Source organism: Acetobacterium tundrae (assembly GCF_008086615.1).
Classification (GTDB): Bacteria; Bacillota; Clostridia; order Eubacteriales; family Eubacteriaceae; genus Acetobacterium; species Acetobacterium tundrae.
Genome location: NZ_RXYB01000003.1, coordinates 119,407 through 144,941, shown reverse-complemented (window position 1 = coordinate 144,941; position 25,535 = coordinate 119,407). Strand labels below are relative to the sequence as shown.

The 25,535-nt window shown below is 36.6% G+C and carries 26 protein-coding genes; 19 read left to right on the top strand and 7 right to left on the bottom strand.

Annotated features, from left to right (window positions below; translation table 11 throughout):
• Positions 1-547: 547 nt before the first annotated feature.
• From FZC40_RS03580 to FZC40_RS03515, 14 genes are all read left to right on the top strand, one after another.
• Complete coding sequence (locus FZC40_RS03580) at positions 548-1,933, top strand: sensor domain-containing diguanylate cyclase (protein WP_148602557.1); 1,386 nt, start codon at positions 548-550, stop codon at positions 1,931-1,933.
• Positions 1,923-3,212, top strand: a complete 1,290-nt coding sequence (locus tag FZC40_RS03575) for a WS/DGAT domain-containing protein (RefSeq protein ID WP_148602556.1) — start codon at positions 1,923-1,925, stop codon at positions 3,210-3,212. Before FZC40_RS03580 ends, FZC40_RS03575 begins: the two co-directional genes overlap by 11 nt.
• 29 nt (positions 3,213-3,241) lie before the next feature.
• Entirely contained in the window at positions 3,242-4,258 is a 1,017-nt protein-coding gene (locus FZC40_RS03570) for a DUF3089 domain-containing protein (protein ID WP_243135737.1), read from the top strand.
• A gap of 184 nt (positions 4,259-4,442) precedes the next feature.
• Complete coding sequence (locus FZC40_RS03565; RefSeq protein ID WP_148602555.1) at positions 4,443-5,102, top strand: cobalamin B12-binding domain-containing protein; 660 nt, start codon at positions 4,443-4,445, stop codon at positions 5,100-5,102.
• Positions 5,095-5,820, top strand: a complete 726-nt coding sequence (locus FZC40_RS03560) for a GntR family transcriptional regulator (RefSeq protein ID WP_148602554.1) — start codon at positions 5,095-5,097, stop codon at positions 5,818-5,820. The genes FZC40_RS03565 and FZC40_RS03560 overlap by 8 nt, the downstream gene beginning before the upstream one ends.
• Before the next feature lie 124 nt (positions 5,821-5,944).
• Positions 5,945-6,535, top strand: a complete 591-nt coding sequence (locus FZC40_RS03555; RefSeq protein WP_148602553.1) for a CobW family GTP-binding protein — start codon at positions 5,945-5,947, stop codon at positions 6,533-6,535.
• 22 nt (positions 6,536-6,557) lie between these two features.
• The gene (locus tag FZC40_RS03550; RefSeq protein ID WP_148602552.1) at positions 6,558-7,043 is read left to right on the top strand and encodes a hypothetical protein; all 486 of its coding nucleotides are present in this window, start codon (positions 6,558-6,560) and stop codon (positions 7,041-7,043) included.
• A 314-nt stretch (positions 7,044-7,357) separates the two neighbouring features.
• Positions 7,358-7,975: a cobalamin B12-binding domain-containing protein gene (locus tag FZC40_RS03545; protein WP_148602551.1), complete on the top strand. Its 618-nt coding sequence runs from the start codon at positions 7,358-7,360 to the stop codon at positions 7,973-7,975.
• A gap of 1 nt (position 7,976) precedes the next feature.
• Entirely contained in the window at positions 7,977-9,104 is a 1,128-nt protein-coding gene (locus FZC40_RS03540) for a uroporphyrinogen decarboxylase family protein (RefSeq protein WP_148602550.1), read from the top strand.
• A gap of 17 nt (positions 9,105-9,121) precedes the next feature.
• Positions 9,122-9,925, top strand: a complete 804-nt coding sequence (locus FZC40_RS03535; RefSeq protein ID WP_148602549.1) for a dihydropteroate synthase — start codon at positions 9,122-9,124, stop codon at positions 9,923-9,925.
• Positions 9,926-10,039: 114 nt separating this feature from the next.
• Entirely contained in the window at positions 10,040-10,567 is a 528-nt protein-coding gene (locus FZC40_RS03530) for a DUF2284 domain-containing protein (protein WP_148602548.1), read from the top strand.
• Positions 10,568-10,920: 353 nt separating this feature from the next.
• Positions 10,921-11,358, top strand: coding sequence for a MarR family winged helix-turn-helix transcriptional regulator (locus FZC40_RS03525; RefSeq protein WP_148602547.1), 438 nt, complete (start codon positions 10,921-10,923; stop codon positions 11,356-11,358).
• Between the two features lie 30 nt (positions 11,359-11,388).
• On the top strand, positions 11,389-12,828 hold the full coding sequence (locus FZC40_RS03520) for an MFS transporter (RefSeq protein ID WP_148602546.1): 1,440 nt from the start codon (positions 11,389-11,391) through the stop codon (positions 12,826-12,828).
• Positions 12,829-12,866: 38 nt separating this feature from the next.
• Positions 12,867-13,367 (top strand): leucine-rich repeat domain-containing protein, encoded by a 501-nt coding sequence (locus FZC40_RS03515; protein WP_148602545.1) that lies wholly within the window; start codon positions 12,867-12,869, stop codon positions 13,365-13,367.
• 125 nt (positions 13,368-13,492) lie between these two features.
• Here FZC40_RS03515 and FZC40_RS03510 read toward each other — a convergent pair whose 3' ends face one another.
• The 4 genes from FZC40_RS03510 to FZC40_RS03495 all read right to left on the bottom strand — a co-directional run bounded on the left by FZC40_RS03510 (position 13,493) and on the right by FZC40_RS03495 (position 16,562).
• Positions 13,493-14,476 carry a linear amide C-N hydrolase gene (locus FZC40_RS03510; RefSeq protein ID WP_148602544.1) on the bottom strand — a complete coding sequence of 328 codons (984 nt, stop codon included), beginning with the start codon at positions 14,474-14,476 and terminating at the stop codon, positions 13,493-13,495.
• Between the two features lie 76 nt (positions 14,477-14,552).
• Positions 14,553-15,338, bottom strand: coding sequence for a hypothetical protein (locus FZC40_RS03505; protein ID WP_148602543.1), 786 nt, complete (start codon positions 15,336-15,338; stop codon positions 14,553-14,555).
• Between the two features lie 4 nt (positions 15,339-15,342).
• Positions 15,343-16,197 carry an ATP-binding cassette domain-containing protein gene (locus FZC40_RS03500; protein WP_148602542.1) on the bottom strand — a complete coding sequence of 285 codons (855 nt, stop codon included), beginning with the start codon at positions 16,195-16,197 and terminating at the stop codon, positions 15,343-15,345.
• Positions 16,194-16,562 (bottom strand): GntR family transcriptional regulator, encoded by a 369-nt coding sequence (locus tag FZC40_RS03495; RefSeq protein WP_148602541.1) that lies wholly within the window; start codon positions 16,560-16,562, stop codon positions 16,194-16,196. The genes FZC40_RS03500 and FZC40_RS03495 overlap by 4 nt, the downstream gene beginning before the upstream one ends.
• Positions 16,563-16,777: 215 nt before the next feature.
• On the opposite strand from FZC40_RS03495, the gene FZC40_RS17895 reads away from it, so the two are divergent.
• Positions 16,778-16,954, top strand: a complete 177-nt coding sequence (locus tag FZC40_RS17895; protein ID WP_475638840.1) for a WCX domain-containing protein — start codon at positions 16,778-16,780, stop codon at positions 16,952-16,954.
• Positions 16,955-17,829: 875 nt separating this feature from the next.
• The gene (locus tag FZC40_RS03490) at positions 17,830-18,612 is read left to right on the top strand and encodes an arylamine N-acetyltransferase family protein (RefSeq protein ID WP_148602540.1); all 783 of its coding nucleotides are present in this window, start codon (positions 17,830-17,832) and stop codon (positions 18,610-18,612) included.
• A 78-nt stretch (positions 18,613-18,690) separates the two neighbouring features.
• Here FZC40_RS03490 and FZC40_RS03485 read toward each other — a convergent pair whose 3' ends face one another.
• A complete protein-coding gene (locus FZC40_RS03485; RefSeq protein ID WP_148602539.1) occupies positions 18,691-21,102 on the bottom strand; it encodes an EAL domain-containing protein in 2,412 nt (803 codons plus the stop codon).
• A gap of 483 nt (positions 21,103-21,585) precedes the next feature.
• On the opposite strand from FZC40_RS03485, the gene FZC40_RS03480 reads away from it, so the two are divergent.
• Genes FZC40_RS03480 through FZC40_RS03470 form a run of 3 tightly spaced genes read left to right on the top strand, consistent with a single transcriptional unit; the run spans position 21,586 to position 24,025 of the window.
• Positions 21,586-22,761: a GGDEF domain-containing protein gene (locus FZC40_RS03480; protein ID WP_148602538.1), complete on the top strand. Its 1,176-nt coding sequence runs from the start codon at positions 21,586-21,588 to the stop codon at positions 22,759-22,761.
• A gap of 57 nt (positions 22,762-22,818) precedes the next feature.
• Positions 22,819-23,373, top strand: a complete 555-nt coding sequence (locus FZC40_RS03475) for a GNAT family N-acetyltransferase (protein WP_148602537.1) — start codon at positions 22,819-22,821, stop codon at positions 23,371-23,373.
• A 55-nt stretch (positions 23,374-23,428) separates the two neighbouring features.
• On the top strand, positions 23,429-24,025 hold the full coding sequence (locus FZC40_RS03470; protein WP_148602536.1) for a hypothetical protein: 597 nt from the start codon (positions 23,429-23,431) through the stop codon (positions 24,023-24,025).
• A gap of 124 nt (positions 24,026-24,149) precedes the next feature.
• On the opposite strand, the gene FZC40_RS03465 is transcribed toward FZC40_RS03470, so the two are convergent.
• Entirely contained in the window at positions 24,150-24,392 is a 243-nt protein-coding gene (locus FZC40_RS03465) for a hypothetical protein (RefSeq protein WP_148602535.1), read from the bottom strand.
• Between the two features lie 447 nt (positions 24,393-24,839).
• A complete protein-coding gene (locus tag FZC40_RS03460) occupies positions 24,840-25,523 on the bottom strand; it encodes an FMN-binding protein (protein ID WP_243135736.1) in 684 nt (227 codons plus the stop codon).
• Positions 25,524-25,535: the final 12 nt, after the last annotated feature.

Here is a 25,535-nt window from a genome sequence, read left to right as displayed (position 1 = left end):
AGCATAAGACGGTATCTGATGTTTCGGTTCTCTGATGGATATTGATAACCTTACACATCTCTTTACATTTTCAGATTTTTATAATATAGAAAATTTTGAAATACGCTGTAATTCTTTATTTATAAGGAGTGACAGTTTTTTGTAATAATTTTATAGAAATATAGGTTACACGGAATAGATTTGCTTGGTTATGATTCAAGTCTCGTATTGAGACAATCATAACCATTTTTTATTTTTGGGAAGATGATATGAAAAACGGCTGGAAAGCAAATGGCAAAAAAATTGATTAAAAAAGAATGGTACTTAAAGAAGAACGTTCTCAAAAAACAGTTTGCCAAAATTCAATTTAAATGATTAAATATTACTCAAATGTGAGTATCAAAATATAATTTTGATTCAACCAGATTCTTCGTCGAGGAACAATATTTACTGCGTATTTATTGAATTCGAATAACACTCGATTTTCAAAAATGTTTATAACCATGTCATTTTCTCCTGTGGCGAGAAAATGATTAAGTGATTCTTCAAAGAAGGAGAGGTTAAAGAAATGAATATGGAAAAATTCAAAAGGATTATTTTAGATAATGAAGACATTCTTATGGAAAAATCTTTGAAATATGGAAAAGAAAGAAATTATACAAAATATACGTCAACGTTAAAAGAAGCATGGCGGCTGTCAATAGCAGGTCTATCGCAAGCATTAGTAAAAGTCATTGAAAAGAATGATATACCGGAGATGGGACCGGATGATGATTTTACAAAAAGTGAAGTTGCTGAATTTGGCATAATTGAAGCACAAAAACATCGATCACGTGGTGTTACATTAGGCATGTTTCTGGGTTTTATGAAATATTATCAACAGGCATATGAAGATTTGATTTTTGAGAGCGATTTTTTACCAGAAGAAAAAAAATATTGTTCTTTGTATATCAAACGGTATTTTGATCAAGTGGAATTGGGCTTTGCAATAGAATGGTCTGGGTTATCAGAAAATCATGAGTTAACAGATCTTCAGGAAGTGAACAGAGTCATGACAAATGAAAAAAATAAATACCTCACAATTTTCGAAAGTATTTATGATCCAATTATTCTCGTGGATGAGGATAACAATATCGAAAATATTAATTATAAAGCAGCGGAAGTCTTCTTTGATGTTGTTGTTTCGGGAATGAAATATTACCGAAATATCAATAATGAAAAAGAGTTGAGCTGGCTAATTGGAGAACTCAATAAATTTACTGATTTAAATGAAAAAGAAGTTTTACTTGAAAAAACAATTGAAACAAAAGAGGGCCAAAAAACATATTTGATAAAATTCAAAAAAATGTTAGATGTTAGCGAAAAATATAGAGGAACAGTAATTTTATTCAATGACATAACTGAAAGACAAAAAATGGACCAAATATTAAAAAGGCAGAATGAAAAGCTCGAATATTATGCTTTTACTGATCCAATGACAGGGGTTTCAAACCGGAGAACAGGACTGATGATATTGGAAAAAGAACTGGCTTTTGAACATAGGACAGGATTACCTTTATCTATCTGCTTTCTTGATATTGATGGCCTCAAGATGGTAAACGATACCTTTGGTCATGAAGAGGGAGATAATTTAATTAATTGTATTACAACAATCATTAAATCAACCTTACGAGAGATTGATACAATTAGCCGAATAGGCGGTGATGAATTTCTTGTCATTTTTCCTGGCTGTTTTCAATTGGATGTTGAAAAAGTAATCACACGAATCAACGATGAATTGCAAGAATATGATAAGAAAAGCGAAAAAATGTATCAACATGCTTTTAGTTACGGAATAATAGAATTAACAGAAAATAACAAATTAAGTGTCAACGATGTGATTAATGCAGCAGATAAAAAGATGTATGCTAATAAACTGAAAAAAAAGAATCGAGAAGAAATTCATGAATTTTAAGGCTGAAGTTTTTGATAAATTTCAATATTTATCGGAGGTAAATAAATTTAATGACCATACCCTCCATGGGGTAATAAGATTTGAAGATAAACTTAATATACGCGCTATGGAGCAGGCAATGCGGTTATTGTTAAAAGTTGTTCCTATTTTGTCCAGTGTATATAGAGAGGAAAACGGAAGCTTTTACTGGGAAAGTGTTGACTATTTAGAAGTCAAAGACAATTTTATTATCGTTGATAATGAAGGTGATTTTAATGGCTTTATTACAGAAAAGATAAACGAAATGACTGGTCCGCAGATAAAAGCTTGCTTATTTACAGCAAATGAAGATTCTCTTGCAATTGTTATGAATCATATGATTTGCGACGCTGCCGGTTTTAAGCAAAGCTTATATCTGCTGGGCAGTTTTTATTCTGAGCTGCTTGAAAATTTTGATTATTCTCCTGAATTTGTGATTAATGGGGATCGCGGCTTCAAAAAAATCATTGCTGAATTTAGTTTAATGGATCGATTAAAGGCGCTTTTATTTCAACGTAAAGATAGCAATCAAAATAGCAGTTATAAATTTCCAATGAGTGAAGAAAAAAAGGTTACTCCGTTTTTTCTTACTCATGAAATATCACAGAATCAATTTGCTGAAATTAGAAAATACTGTAAAATCAATAAGGTTACCGTGAATGATATTATCCTTGCGGCATATTATCGAGTTCTTTATCGAATATTAATTATTACTACTGAGCCACTCAATATCCCAATCATGGTCGATATGCGCAGAAACTTGAAAAACAAAGATTTTATGGCGCTTTCAAATCTATCTTCCACCGTGATTACAAATTTAAATCTTGTTCAGAGAGAAAATTTTTATGATACGGTAACAAAAATCAATCAGATGATGAATATTAAAAAAGCAAAAAATATTGGCTTGAATGGGTTTGTGAAACTCGATTTACTTGCGAAAATCTTTAGCGATAAAACAGGCTATAAAATGACCAAACGCGGTTTTAAAAACCCATTGATTTGTATGACCAATATAGGGGTATTGGATTCAACGTTATTGAAATTTAAGGGCGCATCAATTAATAATGCATTTATGTTTGGCTCAGTAAAATACCGCCCCTATTTTCAATTGGCGCTAAGTAGTTTTGCTGATAAAATAACCTTTACATGTAATTTATATGGTAGCCACGAAGATCGTAATAAAATCACAAGCTTTTTCTCCTTACTTGACAAAGAGCTATCTTATGTTATAAATGATCGTGTATGGGTAGAAATGGAATAATCATAAATAATGAGGAGGAAGAACAGAAAATGAAAATGAAAAGGGAAAAGATTGCTTTGGCAGTTGCAATTCTTAGTCTAAGCATATTATTAACGGCTTGTGGCAATAAGAAGGATGTAACCGATTATTCAAAAACTGAGAACTGGTTGAACATACCTACCACCACAGATAAAGAGGTGGATGTGTTTTACCTTTATCCCACGTCGTATTTACCTGCTGATGAGACAGATCCAAGTATTAGCACAATCGATGATGCCGGGATGGTGCAAGGTGCAAAAACAGCCTATGGCAGACAGGCCACTGCTTTTGAAACCGTCGGAAATATTTATGCCCCCTACTATAGACAGGACAATTTATCAGCGGTTGATCGTGAAGAAACCATTGCCGGGATACCCACTACAGATGCTACAGCAGCGTTTGATTACTACATTAAACATTATAATAATGGCCGTCCTTTTATTTTAGTTGGTCATTCACAAGGCTCTGATGTAATGAGTAATCTATTATCCGGGTATTTAAAAGATCATCCGGATGTTTATAAGCGAATGGTTGTCGCCTATGTCATTGGCTTTACCGTTACAAATGATTATCTTACGGCTAATCCGCATTTGAAATTTGCCGAAGGTCCGGATGATACCGGCGTTATTGTTTCTTACAATACAGAAGCAGAAACGGTTCTCGATCCAGGTAATCCTGTTGTTACTGAAGGCGCTCTTGTTATTAATCCAATCAATTGGAAGCGTGATGAAACTCTCGCAACGGCAGCTGAAAACTTAGGTTCTATTGCACTCAATCGTGATGGCTCTGCGGTTTTAAATGCTGAAGGGAAAATTGAGCCAGTGATGAATTTTGCGGATGCCCAGATTAATTTAGCAAAAGGGGTGCTGATTTGTAGCACGGCGAATGTTGATTTATTATCGCCTGGTAATGCAACGTTTGGAAAAGGCGTATATCATACCTTTGACTATCCATTCTATTATTTTAATCTCCGGGAAAATGCGGAGAATCGCACCAATAAGTATTTTGAAAAAAATGGCACAAAGTAAAAGTAACCGACAGATGCTGATTTAAAATTGTAAAACATCGATTAAAAAACTGAAGATTTTCAGATTTTTGATCGATTGTTTTCTTTTTTTTTGAGAATAATACGTTAAGAATATTCTGTAATTAGATAATTGAATGTGCTATACTGATAATATACAGATATGTACGTAAGAGTTGAGGTGGAAAATGAAGGATAAATTGATCGAACTCATTGCTGACCTAAAGGTGGATGAAGCGGAAGCTTTTGCCAGTGAATTAATTCATAGCGGAATAGACTATAAAGTTCTTTTTGAAAGAGTTATGGCAGGTTTGGCGGAGATAGGAAAGAAGTATGAAAATGAACAGTGTTTCATAGCGGACCTTATCGTCTCGGGGATGATGGCTAAGAATATTTTTGCCGAGGCCAATTTATATCAAGAAAACCAGGAGCCACCAAACACCTTGGGAATGGTTGTCATGGGAACAATCTATGATGATATTCATGATATTGGAAAGGATTTAATGATAGATGCGCTTGAAAATAAGGGGATAAAAGTTATTGATCTGGGAGTCGATGTCAGAGTAGAAAAATATATTGATGCGGTCAGACAAAATGACCCAGATATTATTGCAGTAAGCTGTGTTATGGTTAATTCAATTTCATATGTGGAAGAATTGGGCATTGCATTACAAAGGGAAAATCTTCTTGAAAATCGTCGATTTATTTTAGGTGGAGCCAGCGTGGATAATGATTATATTAGAATCCCTCAAGTTGATTTTATGTCAAACAATTTTTACGAAGGCGTAAATTACTGTGAGTCGTTTCTTCGGGAAAAATATAAAGGGAGAAACGAAGTAAATGAGTGATGTTTTATATCTTGCTATTGTAGCCAGTTTAAAAGAAAAAATTATCAAAGGTCGACTTAAACCGGGCGATATGCTTAATTCAGAAAGTTCACTTATGAAAGAATATTCAGTTGGCCGAATGACCATTCGAAAAAGCTTATCCCTCTTATCAAATGAAGGTTATATTTATTCAGTCCCGGGAAAAGGAAACTTTGTTTGTAAACCGGAAGTTGATATTTTTCAATTTAAATTTAATAAATACGATGGCTTAAACACTCATATTGATCGAGTAAAATTACTGTCGGTTAAAGTGAAGATTCCCACAAAGCAGATTGATCGCATCTTAAATATGGATGAAAATCAAAAAGTGGTGGAAGCAACTCGAATTTTGTGTTCGGATGATAAGGAAATAGCGATGGAAGTAATCTATTTACCTTATGTGCAAAATCAGCCTGTTATCGAAGATATGTTGAAATTTGCGAACTATCTAAAACCAATTGAAGAAAAACTGGCTTTTGTTTTAGATAAAACAATTAATATTTCAGTTACAATGCCAACAAAAGAAATGAGTGAACGTCTTAATATAAATCAAAATGAACCGATTTTTGAAATCATTGAAACGATTAAAAATGGCGCGGCACATGAAAGTTTGCAGGTTAGCTGGTTTTATGTGAGTCCGAAGTACTTAACAATAAAAGCGGCTACGCCGAAAGATTCGGTCGATAAGAGAATATTTTAAGATCAAGTACGAATTTAAACTTGGTCTTTTTTTATTTAAGCTATTGACAAAACGTTTACATAAGGGTATATTATATTTGTACAGACTTGTACGTATATGTTGAAAAAAATATGGGAGATAAAAGATGAATGATCCAAAATTATTGCTTTTTACAGGATTCCTGGGATCTGGAAAGACATCATTGCTTTTGGAAATAGCCCGGAAGTTATCACAAAATAAGAAACGTTGTGCAATTATTGTTAATGAGGTTGGCGAAATTGGTATCGATAATTTACAGATGAAAAAAATGGGGTATGATGTCTGGGAAATATTCGGGGGGTGTATTTGCTGCACACTGGCCATCAGTTTGGAAGATACGATGCATCAACTTTTGGGTAATTATGAAATCGATTATATTCTTATGGAGCCTTCAGGGGTCGCTGATCCGTCAGCATTGTACCAGCCAATAAAACATAGTGGTTTTCCTGATGAAAAGGTAAAAAATGTGTTTATTTTGGATCCAACTCGGATTTGCATGTTCGAAGAAGTTCTGGAACCCTATCTTCAATCAGCCATCCCTTTGGCTGATGTTACGGTAATCAATAAAATTGATATAGCCACTGCTGAAGAAATGGCTGAGTCGGAAAAGGTTATTAGAAAATATAATAAAGAAATTATGATATTAAAAATAAATGTAAATGAACTTGAAGAAAAACAGATAAGACAACTTATTTGAGAGTCTGAATGGAGATGAGCGTATGTATCAGAATACTTTTGAAGCACTGGCGATTAACACAAAATTGATTTCGAGAAACAAAATTTCAAATGAAAAATGGCGAGAAATAGGATGCTTTTTTATTCAGAATTATGTTGAACAATTAGGAAAAGCAGAAAAAGTGGTCATAGGTCATATTAAAGTTCTGATTGAATTGGAAGATAACAGCTTTATCAAGTTAAGTTGTGTTAGTCAGGATCGGCCAACTAATTGTGAAATTGTTAATACTGAGGGACACAGCCTGGAAGCGGGTTTAACTTTTAATTCCATTATTAGTGAGGTATTAAAAGTTAAGAATATTCAGTATTTTCATATGGCATTAGAGCGAACTTGCAGTGTGTATGGATTAATGACGGATTATAAAGAGATCTTGCCCAGGGAGTCGAAAACAGCAGAACAAGAAGCTGAAACATGCCCAGTCTATCATGAACATCATCACCATAATGAAAAATATGAACACAATCATTAAGTGATAGTAATCAATGAATACATTGGTGTTATAAAATAAATTTGGAGGTGATAAAGATGTATAAAACATAAAAAGAGACTCCTGAAAATTCCAGTAGTACAGGCGTTACGGGCCACAGATAAGTACAAAGGAAAAGTTAAAGGAAATCTCATCAAAATTCTAACACAAATTCAAATAAATGATAAGACCCTTTTTATTTATTTCAAAAAAATATTATATTCCTCAGTTTTGATGAAGTTTCTTTGCGGTGAAGATGTCCGGCACAAAAGACAAAATAAAAAATGTAATCAAAAGAAAACATGGAGGATGAAGAAATGGCTAAAATTAGTGAATTATTAGCGAATCTTGAAATGGATGAGTTAATGGAAGTTGTTCAAAAAGAATTAGCGGCAGGAACAGATCCTATTGGCATTCTCAAAGAATGTGAAGCGGGAATGGTAAAAGTAGGGGAAATGTTTAGCAGCGGAGACTACTTTGTATCTGATCTGATGATGTCTGGGGAAATGTTCAAGGAAGTCGGCGAGATGCTGGCACCTTATTTAGATGGTAAAACCGGAGATATCCTGGCCAAGGTTGTATTGGGAACGGTTGAAGGCGATATCCATGATATCGGAAAAGATCTGGTCTATGTTATGCTGAAATCTGGTGGGTTTGAGGTCATTGATGTGGGCGTAGATGCCAAACCGGAAGTGTTTGTGAAGGCACTAAAAGAATCTGGCGCTCCGATTCTGGCATTATCCTGTTTATTAACGACCGCCTATGATTCTATTTCAAACACCGTCAAAGCTGTTGAGGAAGCCGGGTTGAGAGACCGGGTTAAGATTATCATCGGTGGGGGACCCACAGACGAATCAGTTGTCAGATACACCGGAGCTGATGCATTTGGAGACGATGCCCAGTCAGCAGTAAGATTATGTAAGGAGATGTTATAAAATGGCAAGTAAATTATATGACGAAAGAGCCCAGAAGATAAAAGATACGGTTAATTTTAAAAATGAAAGTGTAACGACCTGTTTTATGGGACAAGCAGCACCAGCAGCTCATATGGGGGTGAAAATGAAAGATTTTGCCCTAAACCCGGACATCATGATTAAAATGACACTGGATTATATCAATGAAATCAATGCTATCACATCAGTTGATTGTCTGAACACCGGAGTGAATGGCATGCGCTCCGATCATAGTTTGCCAATGGCTTGGCTGTCAAAGGTTAAGATGCCGGGAATAGAATTGCCGGATGATTCATTATGGCAGGTCGTTGAAACGAGTATCTTCAAGCCTGAAGATTATGATGTGATCATTGAGCAGGGATTTGATACGGTATTTAATCGGATTTTCCCGCAACTTGTGAATATGAAAGAATTCCAGGAAAGTATCGCATATCAAGAGGAAAATGGGCAGAAAAATGTTGAATTATTTATTAATAATGATTTCCCTTCAGTTAACAGTGGAGTAGCCAGTCCACCATTTGAAGTATTGTGCGGCGGACGTTCCATGTCTCAGTTTTTTATGGACTGTTATAAAATCCCGGATAAAATTGAAAAAGCCATCGAAGTCATGCTACCCGGTTCGATTCACAGCATGCTGGCAAGCGTAAACCCAGTGAGTGGTAGCGGTGCCTGGGTTGGCGGATGGCGCGGCGCCAGTGCGCTGGTTTCACCTAAAATATGGAATCGTCTGGTTTGGCCGGGAATGAAAGCCATGGGATTGGCACTGATCGAAAACAATGATATCGCTACTTTCCATCTGGATCAATGCTGGGATCGCGATATTGAACGTTTTTTGGAAATTCCCGAAAAAAAATCAATCATCAACACGGACGGCATGACTGATCTGAGAAAAGCACGAAAAATACTAGGGGAACATGTTGCCATTATGGGTGATGTACCAGCCCCATTGCTGGCAACCGGAACAACACAGGAAGTAAAAGATTATGTAACCAAACTGATTGATGACATCGGACCCAAAGGATTGTTTGTCACCGCAGGCTGCGATGCGCCAGCCAATACAAAATTTGAAAATATGGTTGCAATGTTCCAGGCAGCCAATGACTGGAAATAATTTTTAAGGAGACATCAATGATATTTATCGGAGAAAAAATTAATGGTACACGTAAAATTATTCAGGAGGCCATTCTTAGCCGGGACGCAGAATTCATCAAAAAAACAGCTCTGGAACAGGCTCAGGCAGGTGCTGATTATCTGGATGTCAATGCCGGTACCGATCCATCACGGGAAAAAGGGGATATGTTATGGTTATTGCAGATCATTCAATCGGTAACGGATACGCCTATTTGCATTGACAGTTCGACACCTGAGGTTATAAAAGAAGCGATACATGCGGTAAAGGCAACACCCATGATCAATTCGATAAATGGAGATCCAAAACGGCTGAAAAGCTTTATTCCATTTATAAAGGAAAGAGACTGCAATGTGATTGCACTGGCAATGGATGAGTCACAATCCGGAATGCCGAAAACAGTGAATGAGCGAATGACTGTATTGGAAAGAATTTTCAAAGCGACAAGAAATGCCGGTATCGCAGACAGTAAAGTTTTTATTGATCCGTTAATCATGGCGGTTGCCACGGATCAAACAGCCGGACTGATCGCTTTTGAATCGATCCGGACCATTCGTAAAACTTATCCGGAAGCCCATATTACCGGTGGATTAAGCAATATTTCGTTTGGTTTGCCAAACAGAGCATTAGTCAATCGAACGTTTTTAACCTTGGCTGTTGAGGCCGGCATGGATTCGGCTGTTGTTAATCCCGAGAATGTGCCTTTGATAGAATCTCTAAAAGCCTCAGAAATGCTTCTTGGCAGAGATCGGTTTTGTCGAAAATATACGGTTGCTGCAAAAATAGATTTTACCAAGAAGTGATGTTGAATTTAACGATAATAGCCCTTTCCTTGGCAAATGTCAGGTTGAGGGCTATGTTTATATTAGAAATTCAGGCAGAATTAATCGAAAAACGATTAATAGAGGAGCAGATAAATGAAAGAATTACTCGAATCAGGTAAATTTTCTGAAATAATGGATATTGATGTCGATTTGATTCAGATCACCCAGGAAATCAGAGATCGCTGTGCCGATAATTATTGCGGTTTCTATGGTAAAAACCATATGTGTCCTCCTGCAGTGGGAGGTTTGCAAGAATATCGTGAAATAATACGAAAATATGAAAAAGGTTTGCTTTTCTCAAAAGTATATGCGTTGAAAAACAAATATGATTATAAGCGGATGGTTGAGTCGGGAGTTGAATTTCGAAATGAAATTCAAAAAATCAAGAATGAAATGAAATCAAAAAATTTAGATTGTCTCTTTTTTTCAGCTGGAACCTGTTCCCTTTGTCAAAAGTGTGCAATTCTAACAGATGAACCCTGTCGCTTCCCGGATGATGCAATCCCTTCGTTGGAGGCTACAGGAATCGATGTGGTTCGATTAAGTCGTGATTATGGAATGACCTATAATAGCGGAGAAAATAACGTGACTTACTTTGGTTTGCTTATCTATAACAATTAAAGAATAGCATAAGAGCATTGAGAAGGAAAAACTAAAACATTAGTGTGGTTGCAGAGCTACAATGAAGTGGTAACCCGCTGACCGAATAGATATAATATCTAAAAGGAAATATTATTAAAAATAGAAATTAGTAAGTGTTTATGATAAAAGTCATATTTAGTGACAATCATAACCACTTATTTTTATTTTTTGGGAAAAATATTATGAAAAAAATGATAAACAAACGAAAAAAAATCTACAAATTAGTTGACTTGTCAATTAACATAGGCTATAATTTAGTTGACAAGTCAATTGAGAACACATTCAATTTCAACGGATGTAACAAAAAATTAGTAATTTAGGGAGGATCCGTCTTGCAACAAGAAGAAATTATGCATTTGCTTAAGCTTAATAATAAGATTTTTAGAACCACACAAGTGTATTTGGATAAGGTTCTGAAGAAATATGAATTAAGCAGTGGTTCGTACCCGTATTTACTCATGTTAAAGCACCAGGACGGCATCAATCAAAATAAGATCAGTGAAAAATTGGGTTACGATAAGGCAATGACAACGCGAACCGTCACAAAACTGATCAAACTTGGTTATTTGGAAAGAAATAAAGATGAGACCGATCATCGCGCCAATAATATCTATTTAACTGAAAAAGCCAATGTTGTCATTGAAAATATTCTGGATGAAATTCATCAATTGATTCAATTGATGACAAAAGGGATGGATGATGAAGAGAAGATCAACACCGTCAAATCGTTACAAAAGCTTCTAACTAATATGAGAGAACTCAACATATAAGACATTGTCAATTAAAAACAAGGAGAAAAAATGGATCAGGAAATTAATAATTACAAAAACAGGTGGCTTATTTTATTTGTCGTCGTGATGGTTACGTTTATGGCTACACTGGATAGCAGCATCGTAAATGTCGCATTACCAGACATGTCAAAAGTTTTAGATGTCACATCATCGGGTATTCAATTGGTCGTAACCAGTTATTTAATTGCCATTGCAGCGACAATTCTGGTATTTGGAAGGTTGGGGGATATTCTGGGCAAGGTGCGCGTTTTCAAGTTTGGGCTCGTCCTATTCACATTGGGGTCTTTATTTTGTGGTATCACCAGTTCACTCCCCATTCTGGTTTTAGCCAGAACCATACAAGCAATCGGCGCCTCCGGCTGCATGGCGAATAATCAGGGAATTATCACAGCCGTATTCCCTGCAAATGAAAGAGGCAAAGCCCTGGGAACAACCGGTACGTTTGTGGCGTTAGGCGCTTTGATCGGCCCGCCGTTGGGAGGCTTCATCGTTGATGCGTTTAGTTGGGAATACATCTTTTTAATTAATGTCCCTGTCGGTATCGTCATGTTCTTTTTAGCACTTAAGTTACTTCCCAAAAGCAATCGAATGGCTGCAGGAAAATTGGACATCGTTGGAGCGCTATTGTTTATGCTTGCCATTGTTCCTTTGTTTGCCGCCATTGGTAAAGGTCAGGAAATCGGATTTACTCAACCGATAATTATATTTGGTTTTTTGATTTCAATATTTTCTTTTATTGTTTTTATTATTGTTGAAAAGAAGAAGGATGAACCCTTGCTGGATCTGGAAATATTTAAAAATAAATTGTTTTCATTGAGTCTGTTTTGTGGATTTTTATCTTTTGTTGCGATGTTTTGCACCAATATTATTCAGCCGTTCTATTTACAGGATGTGTTGGCATATTCACCTTCTTTTGCTGGTTTAGTCTTGATGATATCACCAATTGTTTTGGCGGTGGTGGCACCATTCAGCGGCCATTTATCAGATAAAATCGGGTCGGAAATTTTGACGTTTGCTGGATTATTGGTAACAAGTCTGGCTTTATTGTTCATGTCAACTTTAAATGAGCATTCTTCGCTAATAAGCATTGTGATTTATATCGCTATTTTATCGGTTGGAAATGGCTTGTTTCAATCACCCAATAATTCTCTGATCATGTCCACGGTATCAAAGGATAAACTGGGTATTGCCGGGAGTACCAATGCGTTAATCCGAAATCTGGGAATGATCTGCGGTATCGCCCTGTCTACCACCTTGTTATATAATCGAATGAGTGACAAGATTGGCTATCCAGTAACGGATTATGTTGTTGGTAGAAACGATGCTTTTGTATATGGTATGAGCATTGTTTATATTGTTGCTGCTGTTATTTGTATGATTGGTGCCATTTTAACAGCCTATAGATTATTTAACAAAAAAGACCGATTGGAAGATAGCCAGTGTGATTAAAGAATTTAAAAAGTAATGTTGGAGAAGGAGAATAAGAGATGTACGAATACTATTATAAAACCCAAGATTTTGGTATGTGCCTGATGAGTTGTGAAGGGGAGGGCGAGGAAGCCATTATTCCAACGGATAGAGACATTCTGATTGTTGCGGATGATCTGTTTAAAGGACACCAAGAATTGGTGCGGGTGGAATTTCCGGATTCAATCATTGAAATCGGCGGATTTTTATTTGATGGGTGTGAAAACCTGAAGGAAGTGAAACTGCCTGCGAACCTCAAAGATTTTTGGCAATATTCAATGACTAGATGCGGCATCGAGGAAATTGAAATTCCGGGAAGTGTGGACCGGATCGCTTCCTTCACCTTTAACCAGTGCGATCAACTGAATACGGTCAGGATTAATGAAGGAACCAGGAAAATCCTGCCCTGGGCATTTAAAGACTGTGCTAATTTAACAGACGTATATCTGCCGTCAACAATTAAAGAAATCAGTGATAAAGCGTTTGAAGGCTGCCCGAATGTAGTGCTTCATCGAAAATAAATGAAATTAAGTGGTTATGAGTTAAGTCCGGTTCGAGGACAGTCATAGCCACTTATTTTTTGAACGGAGGGGAACGCAAAGTTGAAGAAATAAAGAAACTGGAACAGCTAAAATGAGTTTGTTTTTTATGCTAAACGACCGTATTGCTGTGTTTGCGGAATTTTCCAAACCTTAAGTTCTGAAGCATCTAAATCTTCATCAAAAAGACATGCCCGGGTTATTTGGTTATTATCGTAGGTTTTCACGTAATAAGTACCGGTGTTGCAAACCATACAGGCGGTGTATTGAGTATAATCAACACCTTCATCGGTGATGACGCTTCCTTTTGGAATATCAACTGATGCTAAAATATGAAAGGCCGCTTTAACTCCTTCATCTTCATTATCTAATTCATTGATGGCCTCTTTTCCAAAAAGTGCGCGCATAAATCGTGATGGCGGCGTATAATCACCCGGTAAACCAATTGCCCTTGCACCATTGCCAAATGGTGAAAAGGTGAGACCATTTAATTTTAGTGGTTCTATTTTACAGGGATTAATGCCAATGTAATTGCGAATATTGGTCAAATGCCAATTAAAATCAGGACTGTTGGACATTACCCCAAGAGGATTATCGTGAATGACGAGTCCACTCTTCATGGGCTCAATGACAATGGTATTGCCGTTTTTGTCGGTTACAATCCAGTGAAGCGGGGTCACAATTCCAAAAAGTGTAGCTGGCGTATTGACAACATTTAATTGGGAAATAGCTTCTTTAACTTCATCGATGGTTGAAAAATTAGATAAAAGCCATCCCACGACCTCATAGGAGGCAAGGTTGGTTTTATCAGCAACGATCTCTTTACTGTATTCTGCATAGCCTGGGAAATACAACGTGGCACAGGCGAGTCCTACTTCATTCACCCCATCAGTAAAAGTGCAAGTTTCCTGTTGCTGGCCAATGCCCATTAAGGCGTATTTTGCTGACCGTTCAGGCCCATCCATTTCAAAGATAAGGGGATATTTCCGGGGGATGAAAATAAGTTCTGGTTCAAGAATAAAAGCGAAATCCATCGTTCTGGCGAGCAGGTTTAATCGATCGTTGGTCTTTAATGTTATACTTGTACACACAGTTGCTACCTTCTTTCTACATTTGCCTAATTATATATGATTTTGCACCAATAGTAAACAATCGGTTTTATGTCGCTTAATTTTTGATACCCGTTTTTCTAACGAGAAGCCAGGTTAAACTGCGCATGATGATGCTGATTATTAAAAGTGAAATCATGGCGATGTAAGGGTTCTGGGCTGAAACTCCCATGATGGCATATAAAAACCTGAGCAGCACTTCAGAAATCTGAACACTGAAAATCCCCAATTTATATAACAGCTCATCAATGAGGGGGAAAGCAACGAAAGCCAGAATATAAAAACCGAAGCTATAAGCGAATTTTTGCTTCTTATTCATACGATAGAATGCCACGGAGATAAAATAGCCGATTGATAAGAAAGCAGCAAATAAAAAGATGTAGAATAAAAAATTTTCTAGATATAGCATTAATCCATTTGGATGTCCCGCATATCGCAAGTCGTAAATTTTCTCCAATATGCTCGAGTACTGAATCGTGTTGAAAAAAGAGGCCATTGATTTTCCGATGAACAAAAAAATCTGATTAAGCAGGGACATGCCCACAGCGAGAGTTAAGTCAACGGCTATCTGATTAATGAATAGAGTTTTTCGGGATATCCCATTTTGCAGAGACATTTGAAAATTTTCTTTAAAGGCATTCAGGCCGTAAACAAAAAGAAAAATGGCAGGGGCCAGATCGATACCGGTAACCTGAATTGAAAAGGCACTTTGGCTTGAAATCAGTCCGGAAACAGCATTAGTTGCAAAGACGAAGGCAAGAGTTGCAATTATGACAAGATAAAAAACAATAATCGATCTCTTGTGTTCCGCTAACTGAAATTTGTAAATTGCGCTTAATTTCATTTTTCTACTCCTCGTTTGTAAGTTTAATAAAGAATTTTTGCAGATCAAGACCCGTCATTTCAAGGCCGAGGGGGATGGTGTTTTTATCAACAGCTCCGATGATTGTCGCTGTTTTTAGTCCGCCCAGAGCGTCAATACTGATAACCTCTTTGCCCATAATAAAAGCATCAATCTGTTTTGCCGTTCCCGACACGGAATAGCCGCTTTTGAGCAGGGTTTCACAGGATTCATTGATCAATAGTTCACCATTTTTGATAATCATGACATTCTCAAGCATCATCGCGACTTCTTCAATTAAATGTGTTGATATGATCGCCGTAAATGGGGAAAGACTGTACTTTTTAATTAATAATTTATAAAACATTTCGCGGTGGTTTGCGTCGAGCCCTAAAATAGGTTCATCAAACAAAACGTAGGGGGTATTGACGGATAAAGCGATCACAATTTTAAAAATAGACGAAAATCCGGTAGAAAGGGTTTTGATCTTTTTATTAATATCCAAACCGAACTGCTTGGCTAGTTCCATCGCATATTCCAAATCAAAGTTCGGGTAAAACATCCGGCTCCATTTAAACACCTCCCGGCAACTCATGCTGTCTGGGTATAAATTCTTTTCAGACATCAAATAGACCTTGTTTTGCGCCTCATCATTTTCGGCACTGGCCAAGCCTTCAATCTTAATATCGCCTTCATCCGGAAAGAGACGATTGGTGATAATGTTTAACAGTGTCGATTTTCCGGCACCATTTCGGCCCAATAATCCGTAAATTTTGTTAGGTTCAAATTTTAGCGATACCTGATTTAGTGCCAGCGTATCGCCAAATCTTTTGGTGATGTTATTTACTTCAATTCCGTTCATTCTTCATAACCTCTCTCTACCATATCCAGTATTTCTGCAGTGGTAATTCCTAATTTATTTGCTTCTTCAATGAGCCGTTTAATATAATGTTCATAAAATAATTCTTTTCGTTTATCCCGCAGTTTCAAAACCGACCCTTGGGCAACGAACATGCCAATCCCCCGTTTCTTAAAAATGATTCCCTCATCCACCAGGATCGAGATCCCTTTGAGAGCGGTCGCCGGGTTGATCTTATAATTTACCGACAATTCAGTTATGGAAGGAATCTGTTCTTCTTCAGCAAAGGCACCGGTTAATATCGCATCTTCAATACCTTCGGCAATTTGCATGAAAATCGGGCGTTCATCTTCAAAATTTATTTGCAAAGAAACACTCCCTTTATGTTTATTTGTTAGTTGGTTGACTAACTAACCATAACGCTATTGTAAGACATTGTCTCTTTACTGTCAAGACAAAATTAAAGATATCTCAAAAATTTATAAAAGAGATGAGATTAAATTAAATAATATAAAAACTGGAGATGTGTTAAAATAAAGAAAAAAGAGATGAATTCTAAAGAGGTAATGATGGCAGATATTAAATTAAAATTACTGAAAGTATTGACGGCTTTGAATACTACATTCAGGTGATGGATAGTAAAGGCCTCATTTATTGGTTGATGCAGCATGGAAAACAAGTCAAGGTTCTCTCGTCTGATTGTGTCAGAGATGAATTGATGGAGAGCCTAAGAGCAACCCTGAATCAGTATAACCAATAAAACGGTAAAAAAACGGATCCAAAAAACGCTAAAGCCGATTCTACATTTTACCTGCAGAACCGGCTTTAGCTTACAATCTCAGATGTCATCCTGTTGGATTCACCCCTTTCGATTTTCATCAAAAATCTTCTTTTTTCTTTTCTAACATAAACTCATCACTTAAGGATCAGGAACTATCTTACTTTTTCGATTGGGATTCTTTTCCCAATGTCATTAATTTCAGAGGAACTTGTTCTTTCGTTCAAATATTTTCCTGGCTGACTTTAATCATCACTTGTTTTTGAGACTATGTTTCATTCTTGATTTATTATTCTTTATTATGGATGCCTTCCCTTTATAAATAATTAAATGAGATGTGTTTTCCATAATACCAATACCAATCTTAAACTAATACTCCCAATTCCCGATTGCTTTTTATACTTGTTTTGCATATCGGAAGTTAATGATAGATAAAATCAATTTTATGAAGTGGGTAGTTGATACTCATTCTTTTCCGCTTCTTTTTTAATCTTATCGGTCAGTTAAGCGTTTGTTTACTTTTCAATGATCAAAATCATTCAACTTAGAAAAAGATTTAGGTTGATCTTTGATTCAATTTTATTATAACACCTATTTCGCAGAAGTAAATAGATATTTTGTAAACGTTTGTAATAAATTTGTGTACACGATAGAATGCTACTTTAAGGCGTTATGGGTGGAATTAGCATAAAAATAGGGGGAGGTTTTCTTTATCTGTTTTTCCTCAAGAACGATTGCCCCAAACAGTGCTCAATTAAGTTGCAATATTTTTTGAAAATCGATTGTCAGTTTTCATGAAAAGGTTTAATATTAAGGTTAGATTTATATTTACTGACAGCAGAGTAGGAGAAAATTGTATGAGTAATGAATTATTTGACATCATGGCATATTTCAAAAGAATTGAATATAGTGGACCGACGGATGTTACCATTGAAACATTAAGAGGTCTGCATATCGCCCAGGTGATGAAGGTTCCTTTTGAAAACCTCGACATATTGAATCAAAAACCGATTTCCCTTGAGATCGACGATTTGTTTAAAAAAATTGTAACGAACAAACGAGGCGGCTATTGTTTTGAGATGAACAGGCTGTTTTCTTTTGTGCTGAAAAAACTGGGATTTCGGGTAGAAAATCTTTTAGCCAGAGTATGGAAGGATGGGTTTGAATCTTCGGGAAAAACACATCAGGTTATGCTTGTTGAAATTGATGGTCAAAACTGGCTTTGTGACGTTGGTTTTGGCGGCAATGGTCCAGTTTCCCCAATTTTGTTAGAGGAGGGATTCGAGCAGGAGGACTTTATGAGGCGTTATCGAATCACCAGAGATCCGATCTACGGTTACATCCTTCAGTTTAAGATAAAGGATGTATTTCAGGCTGTATATGCGTTTACCTTAGACGAATGTTACCCTCAGGATTATGCAATCGCTAATTATTATACATCAACATACCCCTCTTCCTTTTTCAGACAGGCGCTAATCTGTACCAAGCCGACTGAAGATGGGCGGGTCACTTTGTTTGATCATCAGTTGAAGATTGCCGGGAAGGAATCGGAAACGGAGATTGCATTCGACAGCGATGAAGAAATCCAGGAGGCCCTTCAAAATCATTTCGGAATCCATGAGCAGTTCAAGTCAAAATAGGCGAGATGATAAAGAATGGAATTTCAAATTGCATTCTTTATATAAGGCAGAAGGTCTGAAATTTATCATAATAACAGCTTATTGGTATTGACTGAGTACCAGAGGCAGCTCTGCTTCTGGTACTGGTTTTGAAAAATAGTATCCCTGTATCTTATGACAGCGCAGGCTTTTTAATATCTGAAGCTGCTCATTTGTTTCGACACCTTCCACTACTATTATTAGTCCGATGCTTCTGGCAATTTGGATAACATTATCTACAATGCCAAAAGAAATAGCATTAAAAGCAATGTCATCGACAAATGATTTATCAAGTTTTACAGTTGTGATCGGCAGTGATTTTAAATAAGTCAGGGAGGAATAGCCGGTTCCGAAATCATCCAAGGCGATATTGATATTTTTCTCTTTGAAAAATTTAAGCTTTTCATAAGCGGTATCCATTGAGTTCATAAATACAGTCTCGGTAATTTCCAGTTCAAGATAAGCCGGATTCAGTCCGGTTGATTCAAGAATACTCAAAACAGTTTTTTCAAAATTCTCGTTTAGAAGCTGGATCGTTGATACATTGACGGAGACACAATACTCTGAATGGTGGGTTCGGTTATATTCCATGATAAAGCGACAGGACTTTTCCAGGATCCAGGTGCCTAATTCGATGATAAGATTGGATTCTTCGGCGATTTTAATAAATTCAAAGGGCGGTATAAATCCTCGTACGGGATGATTCCACCTTACCAATGCTTCCATGCCATCGTAATGGTTCAGTTCCAGATCAAATTTCGGCTGATAATAAAGCTCTAATTCCTTGTTTTTCATGGCAAGTTTCAAATCCTGCTCCAAAGAGGCCTTTCGTTGTATATCTTCGTTCATTGAAGGATCAAATAGCATAAAATCATTTTTACCATTCAGCTTGACCCGATTCATGGCAAGTTCCGCTTTCTTCAAAAGCATCTCTAAATCATCCTTGCATTTTTCCGTGCAGATTTCACATCGTGTACCGTTACAAGAGTCGTTATAGGAGATTCCGATACTGACACTTGCGCTGATACTTTGTTCATTGATGATGAAGGCTTTTTCAAAAACGGAAAGGATCAATTTGGACAAATTTGTTACCGCATCGCGGTTATAATAACCTTCTTTACAGATTGCAAATTCATCCCCCGAAATGCGGTATATTTCATATTCTGGAAGTTCCCTGAGCAAACCTTTTAAAACATTTCCCATTTGTATCAACAAACCATCGCCGACACGATGGCCAAATAAATTGTTGATATATTTCAAATTATCCACATCAAGATAATATACAACAGATAAAGCGTTTTGTTCTTTAATAAGTGAAGCGGCGTTATATTTTTTATAAAGAAATACGCGATTCGGTAAACCGGTAATTGAATCAATATATGCTACAGTTTCCAGCTTTTTCTGTCCGGCTATCAGTTTTGCAACCATTGTTAGCATGGTGGTCTGAAGAATATCGATTTTCTCGTTTTGGGCTGTGGGCATATTTTCCACAATGCTATATTCATTCTCGGAAATTGTTTTCATCGCATCAGCAACCCAACGGATGGGATGGGTGACATTTTTTTTCAGCCAGTGATTGGAGAAGGTATAAAATATAAAAAACAATAGAGCTCCTAAAATTGACATTAATAAAACAATATGGTTTCGCATGGTATAAATTGAGAGCATTGATTTTCCCAAAAATAAGGCACCAACCGGTTGATTGTTCGAATTAAAAACAGGAACGTAAGCGACCATGTAAGGTTCGCCTAATATCGTGGATTTTCCATAATATTCTTGTCCTTGATCCAGAACTGTGGAAGCAACGGAGGCATCCAGCGTTGTTCCGATCTGATTAACATCGTTCTTCATAATGGTGGTTGCAATGCGTTTGTTTCCAGCAAAAATAGTAGCATCTAGAGCGGAAGTCTTTTTGATATATTCAACAGCGGTCTGATTTGCAATCGGCAACCCCACCAAAACGGTGCCGATCTGATTTTTGTTGGAATCAACGATGGGATAGCTGCAGAATAAATGCAATCCTATTTCGGCACTGCCATCTACCCATAAAGTCGGTTCTTTATTATTTATAGTTGTGTTTTGGGAAGCTAAATCTAAAACACTCTGGTCACAGACGAGTTCTTTATATGCGACTGTACTAGAATCGCTTATCTCAACAAATTCAATTCCGATAGTATTTGCGTAGTCGATATATTTTTGTAAGGTCTGTTCAGTAGTGGTATCTTTTTGTAAAAGCAGTTGATCAGATTGATCAACTAATCCCGTTGTAAATGAAAGAAGCTCTGCTTTATGATGATCAATCGCAACTTCTCTAAATTGAGAAATGCCGGTTGAAATGTTCTCGATTACATCTGCTTCATAGATCGAAAAAAATATGGCGATGGCGATAAAGAACCCGATGGTAACAATTAAAAAAATAATGCTGAGAATGAACAGATTCAACTTAAAATGAAGGGTGTTTTTATTAAACATTATTTTCTCCTGTTCCCGGGGCAAGAATATTTGCAAGCATACACGGTCTAAACGTTTTCCTTGATAAATATTATAACGCTTCGTTTAGTTCGTTACAACTGAATCTTATGTACTCTTTCTTTTAAATTCAGAGATTCATCATAAGTTGAAAACAATGCAAAAGAAATTAAATAGATAAACTTATATAAAAAAAGTGACCTTCAAAAAGTTTTTCAGGGCGATCGCTGCCAATTTTTTTATTTTTTTATCCATAATTTTATTGAAAAGAGGAGCAGGGTAATCTAAAATTAGAAGAACTCTCATTCAAAATACAAAAAAATAAAAATGAATCCCGATCATAAGATGAAATAGGTTATAAATAAAAAATTTAATGAAGCGAAGAGGTTGGATAAATGGAAATTACAATTCGACAATATTTGGATATCGCAATTAATTTTGAACATGATATTTCTAAGTTGAATCGGAACTGGGGAAAATGCAAATTTGTCAGATAATTTAAAAAGCAATAAAAGATTGATGATTTTAATTACGGCGTTTATGATCGGTTTTATTTTATTTGCAATTGTTGGTTATAAAACAATCATAAACATCAAGATCAATGGAGAAATGTATAATGAAATAATGTCTGGAAAAGAGCTTGTGGCTGATGTGTTACCACCACCAGGATATATTATTGAATCCTATCTTGTCACACTTCAGTTATTAAAAGAAACGGACACAGCTAAAATTGAAGAACTTATTAGCGAAGAAGCACAGCTGAAAAAAGATTATATGGCGTGTCATGATCTCTGGGAGAGTCATTTGCCTGTAGGAGATTTGAAAGCGAATATGGTGGAAAATGCTTATCAGCCAGCAATGGAATTTTATGAAGTATTTGAAAATGAATTCATTCCGGCAATTAGAAGTGGCGATCAGGTAAAGGCAAATGAAATAGTAACGGTTAAATTAGAACCATTGTATACAGAGCATCGGCACTATATTGATCAGGTAGTTTCAATAGCCAATAATGAAAATTCAATGCTTGAAGACAGGGCCGGTAAAATGCTGGAATTCAATACTTTTATACTCATTATCTTGGCAATGGCAGTGTTGGTCACGGTCATTATTTATTGTGTTGCTATTATCGGAAATGAAAAACTGAAAAAAATGTCATTGTTTGATGGGTTGACTAGTACAGCAAACCGCCGGTATTTTGATCAGGTATTAATTCAGGAAATTGGTCAGGCTAAACGAGATAAAAATCCGTTGTCTTTGATTTTGATCGATGTTGACTATTATAAAGAGTATAATGATATGTATGGACATACCAAGGGAGATGATTGCCTTAGGAGAGTGACAACAACCGTTAAAATGAATTTGAGGCGTCCCGGTGATTTTCTGGCACGTTATGGAGGGGATGAGTTTGTTTTGGTTCTTCCCAATACAAACGAAGCAGGTTCGGCCCTGGTTGCAGAAAGATTACGGGCTGGTGTTGAAAAATTGTGTATTGATCATGTCAATTCCTTTTGTTCGGATTATGTCACGTTGAGCATTGGCGTTGTAACGGCATCTCAGGAGGAAATTTTAGTGCCGGACGATCTAATTTCCGCAGCGGATAGAGCGCTGTATCAGTCCAAAATTGATGGCCGCAACCGGGTTAGTGTGGGAAGTCTGAAATAGGCTGATGGTGTTATTATTGATGGCTTGAATTGAGTAGCCAGACGGGAGACAGTAAAAATGAATAATGAATTAATAACAATCCGTATGGCAACTGCGGCGGATACAGAAGAAATATTGGGTATTTATGGGCCTTACGTCACGGATACAGCCATTACATTTGAATATGAGGTTCCCACAGTTGAGGAATTTGCAGAGCGGATCAAACACATACTGATGAAATACCCCTATCTGGTTGCAATATTAGATAAGAAAATTGTGGGTTATGCTTATGCATCAACCTTCAAGGATCGGGCTGCTTATGCTTGGGCTGTTGAAATGACGGTTTATGTCAAGGTGGACTGCAAAGCAAAGGGGCTAGGAAAAAAGCTTTACATCGCTTTGGAAGAAAAGCTGGAAAAGCAGAATATCATCAATCTAAACGCCTGTATTGCCTATCCGAATCCGGTGAGTATCGGCTTTCACCAGCATATGGGGTACAAAACGGTGGGACATTTTACAAAATGCGGGTATAAATTTGAAACCTGGTATGATATGGTTTGGATGGAGAAAATGATCGGTAAGCATCCAGTTCCACCCAACGAAGTCATCCCGATTACGCAGTTGAAAAAGTAATGGAATAAAATTTGATATAATAGCTAATGATTAAGTAAAAAGAGGAGGCAGAGAAATGAACTGTAAAATTTTTATGAATTTCCCTTATGAGCTGAGTATGGATATCTTAAACGAAGAACTCAATCTCCAGGGTAGAGAAAGCATGCTGGAAATAGTTGCGCCGCTATTTGAGATGACTCAAAAAATTGCCAAACCGAAGGCCATTTATTTTAAAGCTGAGATCACGGACAAGCATGAAAAAAGTGTGACGGTTGATAATGAAATCTTTGAAAGTCAGTTGTTTGGGGGAACCGTTGAAAAAGGTGACATGGTGTTCCCGTATATTGTCACAGTCGGTACAGAGCTTGATGATTATGCAAAAACATTAACGGATGCCATGGACCAGTTCATGATTGATGAAATGATGAATCTTCTGGTTAATATTGGAAAAGTCTTTGTGGCTAATGAGGTTCAAAAAGAAGCCGGATGGGAAAAAACTCAGGACTATGTTCCAGGAAACGGAGAAGAATGGTCCACCGAGGAACAAACCCGACTGTTTTATATGTTTGGAGATGATACCAAAAAAATCGGAGTATCGTTGGGCGAACACGCTTTTGTATTGCCGGGGCGTTCGACGATTGGTATTTTGTCCCAAAAGAAACAGGCTTTTTAACAGTTCTTGAAAATCTCTAATGCGATGGTTCTTTTTTCGCCGGTGACCGGTTTATTGGTATTTCTGTCGGAAAGATTTAGTCGACCAGTCACTGGCTGTTAAAAGGACGATTTGGCTTTTGGGTCTAGATATACTGGAGATTGGAATGGGTGCGATTAATATACATCAATGCCACTTCAATTTTTAATTCAACGCATTGTTCTAAATAGGCATATTTATCAGATCTAAGCTTCTTTTCAAAATTTGAATCTATTTTTGCCGAAAGCTCAGGTATTGCTGTGAATTTTATTTTTTCATTGTGCGCTTTAGAAAGAACGTGACGCTCCGGATGATTCTTATAATAGGTAGCAAATCGTGATTCTATCATAGCAAATTACCTTTCAGTTAAAAAAATATTTACAATTTGATACGGTGTCCATCTCGATGTTTCTTATTGAGACCGGAAGGAATATCAAATTATCTAATATTGAGTATAACGTTGTGATGTTAAGGCAATTTGAACAAAATGTTAAATCTGTGTATCGTTTTAAAAATCTTTTGAGAATATTTGCGAAATTGTTAAACTTCTGTGTAAGTCGTAGGGAAGTTCAGGTATTTCATTGCTAGTGACTTTTTCATGCGATTCAATCAGCCCCTCTTGCTGTTGATTGAATCGCGTTCATAATTATTCATAAAGTTCCTCTTTTTATTTCATAATGTTTATGTATGATAGTTTACATAAGATAAAGAAATGGAAAGAGGAATTTTTTATGGGGAAGAGAGAAAATCCGCCCTTTTTATTAGTGCTTAAAATTATTCGATGGTCTAATAAAAATTAAGTAGTTTTTTGACAGTCAGCTAATGCATTTTCGATGGCTTTTTTAATAACTTTACTGGAATTGGTCGCACCACTGATCGTATCGACATCAATTTTCTGATTTTCGATCACATCATTAACAATACTTTCTGCCGCTGCTCCTTTTTCATTACGATGCTCCAGCAGATTGATGCTTGTTATCTTTCCATTCGAGACAGTGACATTCACCTTTGCATAAATGTATTTAACATCGCATTCCCCGATATAGGTTCCGTCAGGTGTTTTTCCCACATCGATTTCGGTAATTTCAATACTGCTCACGTTTCTTTGATAACTGATGACACTGTAAAAATACATGCCGACATGAGAAAGTAACAGCAAACAGAGGATAAGTGCAGCCAGTCTGTGAATGATAAGCCAGTTTTTTTTCAAGGACTTTCGACACCAATAGCTGATGGCTGTCAAGAGTATGCAGACAAGCATTAAGATACCTAATAGGTATAAATATACAGGGCGGGAATTAAATACATAAAACGAAAATAGCATATGAATCGTCGCTGAGATTACGAGCAAATAACCAAGTTTGCAATGAATTTTACCCAGTACTTTGTCGGCCTTATCTAAATGGAGATGTTTTGTGATAAATTTACTAAGTACAACCAGTAATACTGCAAGTGATATGATTGAAAATATGAATGTCATATTATTTCCTTC

Coding starts and splice junctions, on each gene's coding strand:
- FZC40_RS03580 (WP_148602557.1), top strand. CDS start 548: ATGAATATGGAAAAATTCAAAAGGATTATTTTAGATAATGAAGACATT.
- FZC40_RS03575 (WP_148602556.1), top strand. CDS start 1,923: ATGAATTTTAAGGCTGAAGTTTTTGATAAATTTCAATATTTATCGGAG.
- FZC40_RS03570 (WP_243135737.1), top strand. CDS start 3,242: ATGAAAATGAAAAGGGAAAAGATTGCTTTGGCAGTTGCAATTCTTAGT.
- FZC40_RS03565 (WP_148602555.1), top strand. CDS start 4,443: ATGAAGGATAAATTGATCGAACTCATTGCTGACCTAAAGGTGGATGAA.
- FZC40_RS03560 (WP_148602554.1), top strand. CDS start 5,095: ATGAGTGATGTTTTATATCTTGCTATTGTAGCCAGTTTAAAAGAAAAA.
- FZC40_RS03555 (WP_148602553.1), top strand. CDS start 5,945: ATGAATGATCCAAAATTATTGCTTTTTACAGGATTCCTGGGATCTGGA.
- FZC40_RS03550 (WP_148602552.1), top strand. CDS start 6,558: ATGTATCAGAATACTTTTGAAGCACTGGCGATTAACACAAAATTGATT.
- FZC40_RS03545 (WP_148602551.1), top strand. CDS start 7,358: ATGGCTAAAATTAGTGAATTATTAGCGAATCTTGAAATGGATGAGTTA.
- FZC40_RS03540 (WP_148602550.1), top strand. CDS start 7,977: ATGGCAAGTAAATTATATGACGAAAGAGCCCAGAAGATAAAAGATACG.
- FZC40_RS03535 (WP_148602549.1), top strand. CDS start 9,122: ATGATATTTATCGGAGAAAAAATTAATGGTACACGTAAAATTATTCAG.
- FZC40_RS03530 (WP_148602548.1), top strand. CDS start 10,040: ATGAAAGAATTACTCGAATCAGGTAAATTTTCTGAAATAATGGATATT.
- FZC40_RS03520 (WP_148602546.1), top strand. CDS start 11,389: ATGGATCAGGAAATTAATAATTACAAAAACAGGTGGCTTATTTTATTT.
- FZC40_RS03515 (WP_148602545.1), top strand. CDS start 12,867: ATGTACGAATACTATTATAAAACCCAAGATTTTGGTATGTGCCTGATG.
- FZC40_RS03505 (WP_148602543.1), bottom strand. CDS start 15,338: ATGAAATTAAGCGCAATTTACAAATTTCAGTTAGCGGAACACAAGAGA.
- FZC40_RS03500 (WP_148602542.1), bottom strand. CDS start 16,197: ATGAACGGAATTGAAGTAAATAACATCACCAAAAGATTTGGCGATACG.
- FZC40_RS03490 (WP_148602540.1), top strand. CDS start 17,830: ATGAGTAATGAATTATTTGACATCATGGCATATTTCAAAAGAATTGAA.
- FZC40_RS03485 (WP_148602539.1), bottom strand. CDS start 21,102: ATGTTTAATAAAAACACCCTTCATTTTAAGTTGAATCTGTTCATTCTC.
- FZC40_RS03475 (WP_148602537.1), top strand. CDS start 22,819: ATGAATAATGAATTAATAACAATCCGTATGGCAACTGCGGCGGATACA.
- FZC40_RS03470 (WP_148602536.1), top strand. CDS start 23,429: ATGAACTGTAAAATTTTTATGAATTTCCCTTATGAGCTGAGTATGGAT.
- FZC40_RS03465 (WP_148602535.1), bottom strand. CDS start 24,392: ATGATAGAATCACGATTTGCTACCTATTATAAGAATCATCCGGAGCGT.
- FZC40_RS03460 (WP_243135736.1), bottom strand. CDS start 25,523: ATGACATTCATATTTTCAATCATATCACTTGCAGTATTACTGGTTGTA.